Consider the following 14,928-nt stretch of genomic DNA (forward strand, 5'->3'; position numbering starts at 1 on the left):
CGGCCTGTCAACGCCAACGGGACGGCACGTCGACGGATGGTGGCTGGGGTGCGCCGACCGTCCTGCGGCGGCGGCTCGCAGGTCGGCGGCGGGCGCGTGCCAGGATGAGGACATGGCTCCGGGACCGGTGGCGTTCGTACTCGGTGGCGGCGGGGTGCTCGGCGCCGTGGAGGTCGGGATGCTGCGGGCCCTGTTCCGTGCCGGCATCCAGCCCGACATGGTGCTCGGCACCTCGATCGGCGCGGTCAACGGCGCGTTGGTCGCCGCCGACCCGTCCGAGGCGGTGACCGACCGGCTGGTCCGGCTCTGGGCGTCGCCCGAGGCCAGCGAGGTGTACGGCGACTCGGTCGCCCGGCAACTGCGCCGCTTCGCCGCTCGCACCCACCTGCACTCGCCCCGGCCGCTGCGCCGGCTGCTGGAGTCCGAGTTGGGCGTGGACACCACCTTCGCCGACCTGCGGGTGCCGTTCCGCTGCTGCGCCGCCCACATCGAGCGCGCCGCCGAGCACTGGTTCACCAGCGGCCCGGTGGTGCCGGCGGTGCTGGCGTCGGCGTCGGTGCCGGGCCTGCTCCCGCCCACCGAGATCGACGGCGCGCACTACATCGACGGCGGGATCGTCAACTCCATCCCGATCGGCGAGGCGGTGGCCGCGGGCGCCGGCCAGGTCTTCGTCCTCCAGGTGGGCCGGATCGAACGGGAGCTGACGCCGCCCCGGCGGCCGTGGGAGATCGCGCAGGTGGCGTTCGAGATATCCCGCCGGCACCGGTTCTTCCGGGAGATGGCCGCGCTACCCGAGGGGGTGGAGGTGCACGTCCTGCCGACCGGAGGGCTCAATCCCCGCGACGACACGCCGTGGGCGTACCGGGACATGGCGGCGGTGGGACGTCGGATCAGTCGGGCGTACACCGCTTCCCGCCGCTACCTCGCCACCCACGTGGAACGCTGATGCCACTGCCTCCCCGGTGGTTGCGGCGGCTGCTGATCGCCCCCGGCGTGGTGCTGCTCGCGATCGTCGTGGTGACCACGCTGCCGGTCTGGGCGCTGCTCGCCGCGGCTGCCTCACCGCTGGTCCCGGGCCGGCTACGCCCCCTGCGACTGCTCTGGATCGGCTGCGTCTACCTGGTGTGGGACGCTGCCGCGCTGCTCGCGCTGTTCGTCCTCTGGCTGGTCTCCGGCTTCGGCTGGCGCAGCCGGTCCCCGGCCTTCCAGCGGGCGCACTACGTGTTGGCCGGCTGGTTCCTGCGGGTGCTGTTCTGGCAGGCCCGTTGGTCGCTGCGGCTGCACATCGACGTGGTCGGCACCGATCCGGACACCGCGCTGCCCGGCCGCCCCGAGCTGGTGCTGTCCCGACACGCCGGGCCGGGCGACTCGTTCATCCTGATCCACGGTCTGGTCAACTGGTTCAACCGGGAGCCGCGGATCGTGCTCAAGGACAGCCTCCAGTGGGACCCGGCGATCGACGTGCTGCTCAACCGGTTGCCCAACCGGTTCATCGCGCCCGCCTCGAAGCGTGGCGAGGAGACCGTACGCCAGGTCGGGCACCTGGCCACCGGCCTGGACGACAACGACGCCTTCGTGATCTTCCCGGAGGGCGGAAACTTCACCCCGGGGCGGCGGGTACGTGCCATCGCCCGGCTGCGCTCGCTCGGCCTCGAACGCATGGCGCAGCGTGCCGAACGGATGCGTCACGTGCTCGCACCGCAGCCCGGTGGGGTGCTCGCCGCGCTGGACGCCGCACCGGATGCCGGGGTCATCTTCGTCGCCCACACCGGACTGGACCGGATGCTCACGATCGCCGACGTGTGGCGGGAACTGCCCATGGACAAGCGGATCGTGATGCGCTTCTGGTCGGTGCCGCCCGAGGAGGTGCCGACCGAACGGCAGCAGCGCATCGACTGGCTCTTCGACTGGTGGGCGCAGATTGACACGTGGATTGCGGCCAATCGGGACGTCGCCGCGTAGGGTGCGCTCGTGGACCAGATCTGCGTGGTGACGACGGTGGTGGATGCGCGTTCGGTCGCGGACGTGTTGGCGGCCGCGGCCGTCGCCGGGCGGCTCGCCGCCTGTGCCCAGGTCGGCGGTCAGGTGGACAGCACCTACTGGTGGCGTTCCGGGGTGGAGACCAGCACCGAGTGGTCCGTGCAGTTCAAGACCGCACCGGACCGGTTGGCCGCGCTGGTGGACCAGCTCCGGGCCAGCCACCCGTACGAGGTCCCGGAGATCCTGGTGTCCAGGGTGGAGAGCGGCAACCCCGGGTACGCGGCCTGGGTGCACGACCACACCCGACCCTAGGTACGCGCACTCTGGGCCGGCCCTCTCCGGCTTCTCGATGATGACCGGGTGGACGACACCCGCTATCCCTGCCCCGCCTGCGGCGCCCCGGCCGATCTGGGCGCCGGTTGTGCCGGCTGCGGCCGACCGCCGGACCCGATCGCGGCCGAGGTGGTCCGACTCGGCCGGGAAATGGCTCGGCTCGAGCCGGAGGTGGAGCGGGCCCGCCGGACGTACACCGAGTTGGCGGGGTTGCTGACGGCGGCCTCGCGGCGGCGCGCCGAGCTGGCGGCGGTCGTCCGCGCGCAGGTGGCGGCGGGGGCGTCAACCGTCGGGGCCGCGCCGCGTGCCGCGTCGACGACGGTCGGTGGCGCGGTGGGGACGCCACCGCCCGGCGTGGCGGAGACCTCGACGCGGACCGTCCAGGGCCTGCTGTTCGTCCTGGGTGGACTCCTGCTGGGCACCGCGGCGGTGGTCTTCACGGCGGTGGCCTGGGCGGCCGTGGGGGTCGGCGGCCGGGCGCTGATCCTGGCGGCGGTCACGACGCTCGTCCTGGCCGGCCCACTCTTGGCGGTTCGGCGGGGCCTGCGGGGTACGGCGGAGACGTTCGCCGCGGTGGGACTGGTGCTGGTGCTGCTGGACGGGTACGCCGCCTGGTCGGTGGACCTGGCCGGGGTAACCGACTGGCCGGGTACCCGTTACGCCGCGCTGGTCGGGGGGGCCGGCGCGGCGGTCGCCGTCGCGTACGGGCGGCTCAGCGGGTTGGCGGGGCCCTGGTTCGCCGCCCTCGTGGTGGGCCAGCCGGTGCTGCCGCTGCTCGCGGTGGAGGCCGAGCCCGGCGCGGCGGGCTGGGCGCTGGCGCCGCTCGGGGTGGCGCTGCTCGGGGTGGCGCTGCTCGGGGTGGCGCTGCTCGGGGTGGCGCTGCTCGGGGTGGCGCTGCTCGACCTGATGGTACTGGTCGCGCTGCGCGATGGGGTGGGTGGGGGCCGGCTCGCCGGTCGGGTGCTCGTTGGGGTGGCCCATGTCGGCGCGCTGGCCGGGGCCGCGGCGTGTGCCCTGGTGCCGTTGCTGCTGGGGCGGGCGGGGGGCTCGCCGCTGCTGGCGGGGGCGCCGCTGTTGCTGGTCGCGGTGACGGGGGTCGGCGCGGCCTGGCTGGTTGGCGGTCCGGCGCTGCGGGCGGTGGCCGGCGGGCTGCTGGTTCCGGTGCTCGCCGCCGCGCTGCTGCGCCCGGTGGGTGAACTGCGTCCGTCGCTGCTGTTGCTCGCGGCGTCGATGGTGGCGCTCGCCCTGGCCGGGGCGGTGCGGCTGCTGCCCACGGGTCGGCGTACCGGTCCGCGTGCCGGCGCGCTGCTGGTCGCCGCCGGTACGGCGCAGATCACCGTGGTGATCGCCGGTGCGCTGGCGTTGGCCGCCGCCGCCCGTTCGCTGCCGCCGTGGCACGGCGCCCGCCTGGGGCCGGACCTGAGCTGGGGCTGGCAGGTGGCGCCCGCCGTGGCGCTGGCGCTGGCCGCCACCGTGGCGCTGGTGAGGCGGCGCGTGTGGGTGGTGCTGGCCTCGGTCGGTGCGGTGGCGGTCCTGCTCGCCGTCCCGGCCGGCTGGACGGCGTCGTGGGCGACGGTGGTGGCCGTGGACCTGGTGGGTGGGTCCGTGCTGCTGCTCGCCGTGTTGGCCCGCCCGGCGACCCGAGCGGCGACGCTGCTCGGCTGGGCCTGCGGCGGCGTGCTGCTGCTCGGGCACGCGCTGCTGGTGGCGCTGGCCGATCCGGTCGGCGTGGTGGTGGTGCTGGGCGTCGGGACCGTGCTCGGGGTGGCGGTGGCGTCGCGGCGGGGGACCGGGGCGTACCGCCGGGTTGCGGGTGTGGGTCTGCTGTTCGCGCAGCTCACGCCGCCCGGCCTCGCCGCGGTGGCGCTGTTCGCGGCCGGCGCGCCGCCGTGGTGGCAGGCCCGGGCGGCCCTGGCCGCCGCCGGGCTGTCGCTGGTCGCGGCGCTCGCGGTGCGTCGCCACCGGGTCGACCTGCTGGGGTACGCGGTGCCGGGCGCGGTGGTCGCGGTGCTCGCGGCGGGGGTCGCGCCGCTGCTGGCGGCGGGGGACGAGCCGGTACCGCTGTACGCCGCGCTGGCGGCGCTGGGCGTCGCTCTCGTCGCCCGCCGGGGCGGTCTGTCGACGACCGCCGAAGAGCCGGTCGGGCCGGGGGAGCAGTGGGTGGTCGGGGGGCGGTCGACGGGCGAGACGGCCGGGGCGGGCGCGGCCGGGGCGGGCGCGGCCGGGGCCGTGGGGCCGGCGGTCCGGGAAGCGGCGGCTGGGGGGCCGCCGGTGGCCGGCGCGCCGGGTGTGTTGGCGGCGGTGGGTGTCGTCCTGGCGGGGGTCGCGGTGCTGGCCGCGTTGCCGGCGGTGCTCGTGGCGCTTGTCGCTCCCTACGGCTCGTCGGGGCGGGTCTGGTCCGGCGCGCCGACCGTCGTCGCCGACCGGGGGCTGCTCCCCGCCGGGCTGGCGCTCGTCACGCTGGCGGTGGCCGCGGTCGTGGCCGGTCGGCGGGTACGCCCACCGCTGCTGGCCGCCGTGCCGTTCGTCGGGGCTGCGCTGCCGGTGCTGCTCGTCGCGGTGGGCGTGCCCTGGCCGATGCTGCCGGCCGCCACCCTGCTCGCCGGGGTGTCCGCGCTGCTGCTCGCCGCCCTGCTGACGCCCCGGCTGGCGCTCGCGTCGATCGTCGCGCCGGCGGGGGCCGTGCTGGCCGTGGCCGGGGTGACGGGGCTCCTGGCCACCCGGTCCGGCACGCTCGCCGCCGAGGGCACGCTCCTGGTGGCGGCCGTGGTCGTCGCCGTCGGGGCGCGGGTCGGCGAGGTGCGCGTCGTCGGGAGCGTCGTGGCGGTGGGGGCCGCCTGCGCGCTGGCGGTGACGGCGCCGCTCGCCGCCGGGCAGCCGTTGCGGGCGGCGGCGTACCCGCTGCTGGGGGTAGCCGCGCTGGTCCTCGTCGCGGCGGCCGCCGCGACTGGCCGACGCGCGCCCGTCGGGCGGGTGCTGGACGCCGCCGCGCAGGCGGTGGCGCTGGTGGCGGCGGTCCTCGCCGTCGAGGTGGCCCGGCATCTCGCGACCGTCTGCGTGCTGTGGGGGGCGGCCATGGCGCTGCGGCTGCTGCGGCGGGGCGAGCCGGCCGGTCGACGGTGGCGGTTCGCCGCCGTTGCCGCGGGCAGCGAGTTGCTCGGGGCGTGGGTGCTGCTCGCTGCCGGCGGGGTGACCGTGCTGGAGGCGTACACCCTGCCGGCCGCCGCGCTCGCCGTCGGCGCGGGCCTGCTGGCGCTGCGAACGCGGCCGGGGCTGACCAGTTGGCCGGCGCTCGGTCCGGGGCTCGTCGCCGCGCTGCTGCCGAGCCTGGTGTCGGTGCTGGCCGGGTCGGACCCGCAGCCGTGGCGGCGGCTGCTGCTCGGGGCGGCGGCGCTGGGCATCGTGCTGGCCGGCGCCCACCGCCGCTGGCAGGCGCCGGTGCTGGTCGCCGGTGGCGTGCTGGCGGTCCTGGCACTGCACGAGCTCGCCCGGGGCTGGGACCTGCTGCCCCGGTGGATCTACCTGGGTATCGGCGGGTTGGCGTTGATCGGGCTGGCGGCCAGCTACGAGCGGCGGCGGCGTGACCTGGCCCGGCTGCGCGCCGTGGTGGCCCGGTTGGGCTGAGCGGAGGCCGGGGGTAGGGCTCGCCCTACCCCCCGTTCGGGGGTTTTCAGGGTTACTCAGCGCAACTTTTTCGGGCAGGGTTGACGGTGAGCCCGGACCATCAGGTCCGATCCACATGAGGCGGGGAGCAGCGATGGCGCTCGGAGCGGTGGCGGAACCGCCGGTACGACGGCGGGGCAGTGATTACGCACAGTTGTCCCGACGGATCAGTCAGGCCGGCCTGCTGGAGCGGCGGCCCGCCTCGTACGGTGCCCGCCTCGTGCTCACCCTCGGCGCGTTCGTGGCCGGCTGGGTCGCCGTGTTCCTCGTCGGCGACTCCTGGTGGCAGGTGGCGCTCGCGGCCGTGCTGGCGGTGGCCACCACCCAGGTTGCCTTCCTGGGCCACGATGCGGGGCACCGTCAGATGTTCCGTCGGCGCTTCCCCAGCGAGCTGGTCGGGTTGGTCGCCGGAAACGCGGCGGTGGGGCTCAGCTACGGCTGGTGGGTCGACAAGCACAACCGGCACCACGCCAACCCGAACCACGAGGACGAGGACCCGGACGTCGGCGCGGGCGCCCTCGTATGGACGATGGGCTGCGCGTTCGCGCCGAACCACAAGGGCATACCGATGCCGACCGCCGAGGACGAGCTGGACTTCCTGCGGAAGCAGGTGTTGACCTCGCGCAACGTGCGGGGCAGCCGGCTTGTCGACACCGCGCTGGGTGGGCTCAACTACCAGATCGAGCACCACCTGTTCCCGAACATGCCTCGGGCGAACCTGCGCCGGGCGCAGCCGATCGTGCGCGCCTACTGCGCGGAGCAGGGCATCTCGTACGCGGAGACCGGGCTGGTCGAGTCGTACCGGCAGGCGCTCGGTCACCTGCACGAGGTGGGCCGGCCGCTGCGCGGCTGACGGGAACTGTCACCGGTAGGGTCTGGTCATGGTAGACCTGCTCACCGCGGACGCGGTGCGGAAAGAGCTGGGCGGATTGTCCGACTGGTCGGGTGACCCGACCGGCATCGGCCGTAGCGCCCAGCTCGGCAGTTTCCCGGACGCCATCGCGGTGGTGGACCGGGTGGCGGCGGTGGCCGAGGAACTCGACCACCATCCCGACATCGACATCCGATGGCGGACCCTGACCTTCCGCTGTGTCACGCACTCGGCCGGCGGGGTCACCCACCGCGACATCGAGCTGGCCAAGCGGATTGACGACATCGTCCGGAGCGCGGCATGAGATTTGAGATCAGCAAGGTCCTGGACGCCATCGAGGGACGGGTCTGCACCGACCCGTCGCTGGCCCGGGCGGTGCTCGACCTGGCCGAGATCATCCGCTACCAGGACATCGACGGCGGCCGGCCGGCGAGCCTGCTGCGCCTCGGCATGGTCATCGACGCGCTCTCCCGCGAGTTGGAGGAGGACAGCGTCCAGGTGTACGCGATCGTGCACCGGGCGTTGCTCTCCGACGCCGACCTGACGTCCAACGAGCGGATGGTGGTGCGCCGCTGGGCGGACGACGGGCTCGTCGAGGTGCTCGACAATCCGGGTGACCGGATGTTGGAGGTCGCCGACCTGCTCGGCCTTCCGGTGCTCAGCCGTGTTCGCTTCGACGGGCTGCGCGGGCGGTTCCCGTGGCTGGTCGAGCGGCCGGGTCGGGTGGTCGCCCCGGTGCCGGGCGCGGGTGGTCCGGTGTTCATCGCGCACGTGGGCGGGGGGCACGTGCCGGTCGCCGGCAAGCGCTCGCCGACCGAGGCGAAGCTGCTCGCCCGCCAGTGGCGCTGCCCGGAGTCGGGTTGCGCGCTGTTCGGCAGCGGTGGTGGGGGTGGCGCGTTCGCCGACCTCGCCGGAGGCGCGGACCGCAGCCCGGCCGCGCAGCCGCCGCCGTCGCTGCGCAACGGCGTGCCGACCTGCCCCCGGCACGGCGCGCGGCTCGGCGACGCCGGCCCGCGTCCGCGTACGGAGGTGCTCGCGGTACGCGTCGGCGGCCTGGTCCGGCGGCGGTTCGTGCTGAGCGAGGAGCAGCCGGTGGTGGCCGGCCGGGCGCCCGAGCAGGAGGGCGGGATCATGCTCGGTCAGTGGCTCAACGACGAGGCCCGAAGGTGGATCAGCCGGGGTCACGTGCGCTTCGAGCTGCGGGTCGGCGAGGTCATCGTGACCGACGTCAGCACCAACGGCTCGGGCATCCGACCGGCCGGGTCGATGGCCGAGGCGGACCGGATTGCGCTGACGCCGCAGCAGTCCCGGGTGTTGGGCGAGAACGACATGATCGAGCTGTACCCCGGTGTGCAGATCGGCCGTGCCGAGGAGCTGCCCACGGGCGCCCCGTTCACCCCGACCTCGGTGATGGCCGAGGCGCCCACGATGGCGATGCGCCTGCCCCGCCCCTGACGTGAAGGGCGGGCGTCGGCATCGACGCCCGCCCTTCCCACGTCGGGTCAGGCCGCCAGTACCTCGGCTAGCGCGGCGACCGCCAGGTCGATCTCCTCTTCGGTGATGACCAGCGGTGGGGCCAGCCGGATCGTCGAGCCGTGGGTGTCCTTCGCGAGGATGCCGCGCTTGGCGAGCCGCTCGCACGCCTCGCGCCCGCTCATCAGCGCCGGGTCGATGTCCAGACCGGCCCACAAGCCCCGGACGCGTACCCCGACGAGACCCTTGCCGACCAGCCCTTCCAGGCCAGCCCGCAGCCGCTCGCCCAGCTCGGCCGAGCGGCGCTGGAACTCACCGGTCGCCAGCAGTCGGACCACCTCGACGGCCACCGCGCAGGCGAGGGGGTTGCCTCCGAAGGTGGAGCCGTGCTGGCCGGGCTTGAGTACGCCGAGCACGTCGGCGTTCGCGGCCACTGCGGAGACCGGCACGATGCCACCGCCGAGCGCCTTGCCCAGCAGGTACATGTCAGGTTCGACGCCCTCGTGGTCACAGGCGAACGTCCGACCGGTGCGCCCCAGACCCGACTGGATCTCGTCGGCGATGAAGAGCACGTTCCGCTCGGTGCAGACCTGGCGTACGCCCGGCAGGTAGCCCTCCGGCGGCACCACGACGCCCTGCTCGCCCTGGATCGGCTCGAGCAGCACGGCAACGGTGTTCTCGTCGATCGCGGCGGCGAGCGCGTCGAGGTCGCCGTACGGCACGACCGTGAAGCCCGGGGTGTACGGCCCGAAGTCGGCGCGGGCGTCCTCGTCGGTGGAGAAGCTGACGATGGTCGTGGTCCGGCCGTGGAAGTTGCCCTCGGCCACCACGATGTTGGCCTGACCGGCCGGTACGCCCTTGACCTGGTAGCCCCACTTGCGGGCCACCTTGATCCCGGTCTCCACGGCCTCGGCACCGGTGTTCATCGGCAGCACGAGGTCCTTGCCGCACAGCTCGGCCAGTTCCCGGCAGAAGTCGGCGAACTGGTCGTGGATGAACGCGCGGCTGGTCAGCGTCAGCCGGTCCAACTGGGCGTGCGCGGCGGCGATGAGCTGCGGGTGCCGGTGGCCGAAGTTGAGCGCCGAGTAGCCGGCGAGGCAGTCCAGGTAGCGCTTGCCGTCCACGTCGGTGAGCCACGCGCCCTCGGCCGACGAGATCACCACCGGCAGCGGGTGGTAGTTGTGCGCCGTCCAGCGCTCGGCGTCCCGGACCGCTCCCGGCGTACGCAGCATGTCGTCCACGATCACTTGCTTGCCTTTCCCTGACGGAGTCGCAGCGTGCAGCACTTCGGTCCGCCGCCGGCCTTACGCAGCTCGGACAGGTCGACACCGATGGTCTCGTAACCCCGGTCGCGCAACTTGGCGGCCAGGTCGGTGGCCTGCGCGGGTAGCACGACGTGCCGTCCGTCGCTGACCGCGTTCAGGCCCAGCACCTCGGCGTCGGCCATGGTGGCGTGCACGGCGTCGGGGAAGAGCCGGCGCAGCACGGCCTGGCTGCCGGGGGAGAACGCCTCCGGCAGGTACGCCACGGTCCGCTCGTCGAGGACGGTCAGCGCGGTGTCCAGGTGGTAGAAGCGCGGGTCGACGAGCTGCATGGTGATCACCGGGTAGCCGAAGACCTCCTGCAACTGGGCGTGCGCGGCGTGGGCGGTACGGAAGCCGGTGCCCGCCAGCAGGTGGTCGCCGGCCAGCAGGACGTCGCCCTCACCCTCGTTGACGTGCTTCGGGTCGTACATCTCGAAGCCGGCGGCCTCGAACCAGGCCCGGTAGGCCGGCGCCTCGTCGGCGCGCTGCGGGTCGCGGAACTGCACGGCCATCGCCTTGCCGTCGATCACGGTGCCCCCGTTGGCGGCGAAGACCATGTCGGGCAGGCCGGGCACCGGAGTGATCTCCTCGACGGTGTGGCCCAGGTCCAGGTACGTCTGGCGCAGCTGCTCCCACTGCCGGACGGCGAGCGCGACGTCGACCGGCGCGCTCGGGTCCATCCAGGGGTTGATGGCGTAGTCGACGGCGAAGTACGTCGGCCGGCACATCAACAGGCGCTGGCTGGTGGCGTCCATCGTCATTGTCCTGCTCCCAGGGGTCGGGCGCGCCCGGCCACCGTGGCCCACGGGCTGGCGCCGTTGCTCAACGTTATGCGGCGTCAGCGGCAGGATCCACCACCGAGAGTTGCGCAGACCGTAGATACGTTGCGTGTGAGGGATGCCTGGCCGCGATTCGTTGCGCGGACCGGCTGGCGAAGGCTGGTGCGTGCTCCGGTCACCCGGTGCCGCTGTGCGGCGGCTGTCGTCCGTGCGTGCGTCCGAGGTGCATCAGGCGAGCGGCGAGCGGGTGCCCGCGATGTCTCCGCCTGGAGGCGACGTGGCGACCGTGTGAACCTCGGACACACTTCAGGGGCGGCGAATCGCCGCCCCTGAAAGTGTGTCTCCCGCCGGTGAACCACCGGACTGATCGGGCTGCCGACGAACCGCAGGCCGCTCGCCGGTGCATCACCGGCGAGCGGATCAGTGCCCGCTAGAAACGATCAACAAACTGTGAGTCAAGCCACTCACGGAGGCGCTGCCCCCAGTCGCCGTCGGTGGTCGGCCACACGAACTGTCCGGTCATCGCGAGGACGCCGAGCACCACCGCCGCGAGCCCGATGAGGATGCCGAACAGCGCGTCGGTCTTGCCGGCGACGTGCCGGCGGCGGGTCGCCATCAGGCCGAGTACCGAGAGCACCGCGCCGGCCGCGCCGAGCCCGATGCCGTACCCGGCCAGCGTGCCGCTCAGCACGAACAGCGCACCGACGACGGAGACGATCAGGCCGAGGGTGGCGAGCAGGCTCGCCCGCGGCTTCGGGCCGCGCGTCACCGGCGGCTCCGGCTCGGTGTCGCGGGCGGGGGTCGTGTCGACCGGACGGTCGGTCACGTCGGACCGCCGGCTGGTGCGGTCGAGGTCGGTGTCGCGCTCGGGCAGTCGGGTCGTACCGTCGAGGTCCTTGTCGCGCTCGATGGTCGGGGCCGCGACCGTCGCGGCGGCGGCACCCGGGCGGGCGGCGTCGGACCGGGTCTCGCCCTCCGTCGTGCGGGTGGTGTCGGACCGGGTCTCGGTCTCCACCGGCCGGGCGGTGGCGGCGCGGACCACGGCCGCGCGCTCCGCGGCCCGCCGCTCGGCCTCGCCGGTGCGTCCGGTCCGCCCGGGGGTCGCCGTGGCGTCGCCGGTCGCCGTGGTGCTGCGGTACGTCTGGTCGGCGCCCCGGTCCTCGACCGGGGTATCACGGCCGTCGGCCCGGCCGTCGAGGTTCTCGTCCCGCGTCGGCGTCTGCTCCGACCGGCGGGAGAGCGAAGGAATCTTGACCACTACACACCTCCTGTTAAATGCGTGGTGGCCGACGTTCAGGGGTGGCACCCACGCGCTACGACCCCGAAATACCCACCTGGGCGTTTCCTGACACCGATTCCGGGTAGGGCCGCTCGATCAGGTGCGGACCCGACCGTCGGGCCTGGTGGTGGCGCGCAGCACCCGCAACCCGTCCCGTCGTACGTACACCTCCCGCTTGTCGACGGCCAGGCCCTTGTCGCTCAGGACGTAGCCGGTCAACCAGACCCACCCCTCGTACGTCGGTCGCGCGTCCACGCTCACCAGTCGGAGGCGTAGCGCGCGGTCGCCGGAGAACTGCACCGAGCAGGCCGCGCCGATCAGCAGGAGGTCGCCGGGTTTCAGCTTGGTCACGTCGGCCAGTGCCCACGGTTGATCGGGATACGGTGGCGGGCCCGGCAGGGCAGCTCCGCGCCGCAGCGGCACACCCTGCGCCAGCGCGCCCAACTCCAGACGGGCTGATGCCGGCGGGCGAGGGTCAGCGCGGTGACCAAGAGATATTCGTTGTACGACACGCGCTGCTCCTCGGCCAATGCTGCCTCATTTGTCGGTGACTCGAATAGGAGACAGCCTGTTCCATGCTGGCCCCCTTGTGCAACGTCACCCGCCCCCATAGCCTCAATTCATATTGACGCACGAGGAATGCACGACAAATGCGTGCGAGGCGCAACAATCAATGTTGCAGGAAGGGCGCGGTGATGTTGCATGACGGATGAAACAGGCGGGTCCACGGTCCCTCGGCGGCAGCTCGGTCGGCTGCTCACCCAGCTCCGCGAGGACGCCGCAGTGACGCTGGACGCCGCTGCCCATGCGCTGGACTGCTCACGGCAGAAGGTATGGCGCATCGAGAAGGGGCTGGTCCCGGTGCGCGTGGTGGACGCCCGCGCCATGTGCTCTCTCTACCGGGTTCCCGAAGAAATGAGGGACATTGTGGCCGCGCTCGCGAAGGAGACGCGCGCCAAGGGTTGGTGGCATTCGTACGGCGATGTCGTACCGTCCTGGTTCTCGCTCTACGTCGGCCTGGAATCGTCCGCCTCGACTCTGCGTCAATACGACGCAGAGCTCATTCCGGGCCTCCTGCAAACCCGCGAATACGCCAGCGAGCTGTTCCGCCGCAAGAACCCGACCATGAGCCCGCAGGATCGGGAGAAGTTGGTGGAGCTGAGATTGCAGCGGCAGAGCATCCTCGTGCGTCGACTGCCCGCCGCGCCCGTCCTGCGGGTCGTCCTGAGCGAGGCGGTGCTGCGGCGCACGATCCCCGACCGGCGGGCGATGGTGGGGCAGTTGCGCCACCTCCTCGACGTGGCCACGCTGCCGAACGTGAGCCTGCGGGTGCTGCCGTTCGCCGCCGGCCCACCCCTGGCCAGCGAGACCGGCACCTTCGTGCTGCTGGGCTTCCCGCAACCTTTGGGGCGGGCCTCGACCGAGCCGACCACCGTCTACCTGGAGAACATCACCGGCGCGCTCTACCTGGACAAGCCGGCCGAGGTGACGGCCTTCGAACAGGTCTGGTCGGACCTGGAGACGCTCGCGTCCACTGAGGCAGAATCAGAGAAAACGATCACTTCGATCATCGAGGAGCATCATGACTGACCTCGCCCGGGCCCGCTGGCGCAAGAGCACCCGCAGCGGCGGGAGCGGCGGCAACTGCGTCGAGGTGGCCGACAACCTCCCCGGCGTGGTGGGCGTGCGGGACAGCAAGGACCCGACCGGCCCGGCGCTCACCTTCACCCCGGCCATCTGGGCGGCGTTCGTCAGCGGCGTGAAGGAGCAGCGCCAAGGCTGACCAGGTCATCCCCGGCACGGCTGGCTATCCTTGGCACCCGTGCCAGAGGGACACACGATCCACCGCTTGGCGGCCCGGCACGCCGAGCTGTTCGCCGGCGACAAGCTGCACGCCGCCAGCCCGCAGGGCCGCTTCGCCGAGGGCGCCGCGCGGCTCTCCGGCACCGTCCTGGACAGCACCGAGGCGTACGGCAAGCACCTGCTGCACCACTTCGCCGACGAGCTGACCCTGCACGTGCACCTCGGGCTGTACGGCAAGTTCACCGACGGTTCGGGGACCCCACCCGAGCCCGTCGGCCAGGTGCGGCTGCGGCTGGCCAGTGACCGGCACTGGCTGGACCTGCGCGGCCCGACCGCCTGCGAACTGCTCACCCCGCCCGAGGTCGACGCCCTGCGGGCCCGCCTCGGCCCGGACCCGCTGCGCGCCGACGCCGACCCCGAGCGGGCGTACGCCCGGATCTCCCGCAGCCCGACGCCCCTCGCGGCGCTGCTGCTCGACCAGTCGGTGGTGGCCGGCGCCGGTCTGATCTTCGTGACCGAGGCGCTGTTCCGGGCCGGCCTGCCGCCGACGATGCCCGGTCGAGGGCTGACCCGGGCCGGTTGGGAAGCGCTCTGGGCCGACCTGGTCGACCTGATGCGGCTCGCCCTCGAACGCGGTCGGATCGACACCGTCCGCGACGTCCACCTGCCCGAGGTGATGGGCCGGCCGGCGCGGGTCGACCGCCACGGCGGCGAGGTGTACGTCTACCGCCGCGCCGGCGCGCCCTGCCACATCTGCGACACCGAGGTCAGTCGGGGTGAGCTGGCCGGCCGCAACCTCTACTGGTGCCGTACCTGCCAGGCCGGCTGACCCGCCGCGCAGCGCCGCCCGCTCGCCCGCGCCAAAGCCAGCTTGGTCGCGCCTTCCCGCTCATGATCGCGCTGGAACCAGGAGGTCAACGTCGTTGCGTTTAGCGCTGTGAGCGGGAGGCAAGTCCTTTCTCGAAGACTGTGATTTCGGCGTGGAAGCTGTAGGTCTGTGTGGTTGTGGGGTGTTGTCCGGCGTTTGGGCTGTATTTGCTGGTGGGGTTTTTGCGGGTGCGGGCTACCGCACCCGCGAGCTGCTCGACGAGATCGGCTTCGACGCGCAGATCGCCCGCAAGGGCGTACCCGCCCCGATCCAAGTCGGCAAACGGTGGGTAGTCGAGCGCACGAACTCGTGGATGAACGGCTTCGGCAAGATCCGCCGCTGCACCGACCGCAACGCCAAAATCATCGACTTCTACCTCTACCTGGCCGCCGCGATCGGTCACGATCCGTCAACTCATCCAACGAGCCCGCACGCTCTATCGCTGGGACACCCGACCGACAACCCGCCGACTCAGGTGACGCCTATTGCCGGTCACTCTTAGTTGAGATCATTTTTGTTGCAGTCGAAGATTGCGTTACTTAGTGTGATGAGTTGTGCGTTTTTGTCGGGGTGCT

Annotated in this window: 15 protein-coding genes and 1 pseudogene; 11 read left to right on the forward strand and 5 right to left on the reverse strand. The window is 73.0% G+C overall.

All coding sequences use genetic code 11. The features are described from left to right. Positions 1-112: 112 nt before the first annotated feature. The 7 genes from ACLQ24_RS11060 (at position 113) to ACLQ24_RS11090 (ending at position 8,302) form a co-directional block, all read left to right on the forward strand. Positions 113-946: a patatin-like phospholipase family protein gene (locus tag ACLQ24_RS11060; protein WP_425890925.1), complete on the forward strand. Its 834-nt coding sequence runs from the start codon at positions 113-115 to the stop codon at positions 944-946. Further along, the gene (locus ACLQ24_RS11065; protein ID WP_425890927.1) at positions 946-1,962 is read left to right on the forward strand and encodes a 1-acyl-sn-glycerol-3-phosphate acyltransferase; all 1,017 of its coding nucleotides are present in this window, start codon (positions 946-948) and stop codon (positions 1,960-1,962) included. The genes ACLQ24_RS11060 and ACLQ24_RS11065 overlap by 1 nt, the downstream gene beginning before the upstream one ends. 9 nt (positions 1,963-1,971) lie before the next feature. Beyond that, on the forward strand, positions 1,972-2,292 hold the full coding sequence (gene cutA, locus ACLQ24_RS11070; RefSeq protein WP_425890929.1) for a divalent-cation tolerance protein CutA: 321 nt from the start codon (positions 1,972-1,974) through the stop codon (positions 2,290-2,292). Positions 2,293-2,340: 48 nt separating this feature from the next. Beyond that, a complete protein-coding gene (locus tag ACLQ24_RS11075; protein ID WP_425890931.1) occupies positions 2,341-5,937 on the forward strand; it encodes an SCO7613 C-terminal domain-containing membrane protein in 3,597 nt (1,198 codons plus the stop codon). Positions 5,938-6,070: 133 nt separating this feature from the next. After that, the gene (locus ACLQ24_RS11080) at positions 6,071-6,829 is read left to right on the forward strand and encodes a fatty acid desaturase family protein (protein WP_425890933.1); all 759 of its coding nucleotides are present in this window, start codon (positions 6,071-6,073) and stop codon (positions 6,827-6,829) included. A gap of 28 nt (positions 6,830-6,857) precedes the next feature. After that, positions 6,858-7,151: a 4a-hydroxytetrahydrobiopterin dehydratase gene (locus tag ACLQ24_RS11085; protein ID WP_425890935.1), complete on the forward strand. Its 294-nt coding sequence runs from the start codon at positions 6,858-6,860 to the stop codon at positions 7,149-7,151. Then, positions 7,148-8,302, forward strand: a complete 1,155-nt coding sequence (locus ACLQ24_RS11090; RefSeq protein WP_425890936.1) for an FHA domain-containing protein — start codon at positions 7,148-7,150, stop codon at positions 8,300-8,302. Before ACLQ24_RS11085 ends, ACLQ24_RS11090 begins: the two co-directional genes overlap by 4 nt. A gap of 47 nt (positions 8,303-8,349) precedes the next feature. Here the strand turns inward: ACLQ24_RS11090 and rocD are convergent, their stop codons facing one another. From rocD to ACLQ24_RS11115, 5 genes are all read right to left on the reverse strand, one after another. Further along, on the reverse strand, positions 8,350-9,564 hold the full coding sequence (gene rocD / locus ACLQ24_RS11095) for an ornithine--oxo-acid transaminase (protein ID WP_425890954.1): 1,215 nt from the start codon (positions 9,562-9,564) through the stop codon (positions 8,350-8,352). Then, positions 9,564-10,379, reverse strand: coding sequence for a dimethylargininase (ddaH, locus tag ACLQ24_RS11100; protein WP_425890956.1), 816 nt, complete (start codon positions 10,377-10,379; stop codon positions 9,564-9,566). Before ddaH ends, rocD begins: the two co-directional genes overlap by 1 nt. A 454-nt stretch (positions 10,380-10,833) precedes the next feature. Continuing rightward, a complete protein-coding gene (locus tag ACLQ24_RS11105) occupies positions 10,834-11,661 on the reverse strand; it encodes a thrombospondin (protein WP_425890938.1) in 828 nt (275 codons plus the stop codon). Positions 11,662-11,778: 117 nt separating this feature from the next. After that, complete coding sequence (locus ACLQ24_RS11110; RefSeq protein WP_425890940.1) at positions 11,779-12,033, reverse strand: hypothetical protein; 255 nt, start codon at positions 12,031-12,033, stop codon at positions 11,779-11,781. Beyond that, a complete protein-coding gene (locus tag ACLQ24_RS11115) occupies positions 12,030-12,194 on the reverse strand; it encodes a hypothetical protein (RefSeq protein WP_425890942.1) in 165 nt (54 codons plus the stop codon). Before ACLQ24_RS11115 ends, ACLQ24_RS11110 begins: the two co-directional genes overlap by 4 nt. 190 nt (positions 12,195-12,384) lie before the next feature. Between ACLQ24_RS11115 and ACLQ24_RS11120 the strand changes: the two genes are divergently transcribed. The 4 genes and pseudogenes from ACLQ24_RS11120 to ACLQ24_RS11135 all read left to right on the forward strand — a co-directional run. Next, positions 12,385-13,272, forward strand: coding sequence for a helix-turn-helix domain-containing protein (locus ACLQ24_RS11120; protein WP_425890944.1), 888 nt, complete (start codon positions 12,385-12,387; stop codon positions 13,270-13,272). Next, the gene (locus ACLQ24_RS11125; protein ID WP_425890945.1) at positions 13,265-13,465 is read left to right on the forward strand and encodes a DUF397 domain-containing protein; all 201 of its coding nucleotides are present in this window, start codon (positions 13,265-13,267) and stop codon (positions 13,463-13,465) included. The genes ACLQ24_RS11120 and ACLQ24_RS11125 overlap by 8 nt, the downstream gene beginning before the upstream one ends. Positions 13,466-13,504: 39 nt before the next feature. Beyond that, positions 13,505-14,314 (forward strand): Fpg/Nei family DNA glycosylase, encoded by an 810-nt coding sequence (locus ACLQ24_RS11130; protein WP_425890947.1) that lies wholly within the window; start codon positions 13,505-13,507, stop codon positions 14,312-14,314. Positions 14,315-14,552: 238 nt separating this feature from the next. After that, positions 14,553-14,832: pseudogene (locus ACLQ24_RS11135) on the forward strand (IS5/IS1182 family transposase); the annotation flags it as partial. Positions 14,833-14,928 lie beyond the last annotated feature (96 nt).

This window comes from Micromonospora sp. DT4 (assembly GCF_049841675.1).
In the GTDB taxonomy this organism is placed as follows: Bacteria; Actinomycetota; Actinomycetes; order Mycobacteriales; family Micromonosporaceae; genus Micromonospora.

Coding starts and splice junctions, on each gene's coding strand:
- ACLQ24_RS11120 (WP_425890944.1), top strand. CDS start 12,385: ATGACGGATGAAACAGGCGGGTCCACGGTCCCTCGGCGGCAGCTCGGT.
- ACLQ24_RS11125 (WP_425890945.1), top strand. CDS start 13,265: ATGACTGACCTCGCCCGGGCCCGCTGGCGCAAGAGCACCCGCAGCGGC.
- ACLQ24_RS11080 (WP_425890933.1), top strand. CDS start 6,071: ATGGCGCTCGGAGCGGTGGCGGAACCGCCGGTACGACGGCGGGGCAGT.
- ACLQ24_RS11060 (WP_425890925.1), top strand. CDS start 113: ATGGCTCCGGGACCGGTGGCGTTCGTACTCGGTGGCGGCGGGGTGCTC.
- ddaH (WP_425890956.1), bottom strand. CDS start 10,379: ATGGACGCCACCAGCCAGCGCCTGTTGATGTGCCGGCCGACGTACTTC.
- ACLQ24_RS11085 (WP_425890935.1), top strand. CDS start 6,858: ATGGTAGACCTGCTCACCGCGGACGCGGTGCGGAAAGAGCTGGGCGGA.
- ACLQ24_RS11090 (WP_425890936.1), top strand. CDS start 7,148: ATGAGATTTGAGATCAGCAAGGTCCTGGACGCCATCGAGGGACGGGTC.
- ACLQ24_RS11065 (WP_425890927.1), top strand. CDS start 946: ATGCCACTGCCTCCCCGGTGGTTGCGGCGGCTGCTGATCGCCCCCGGC.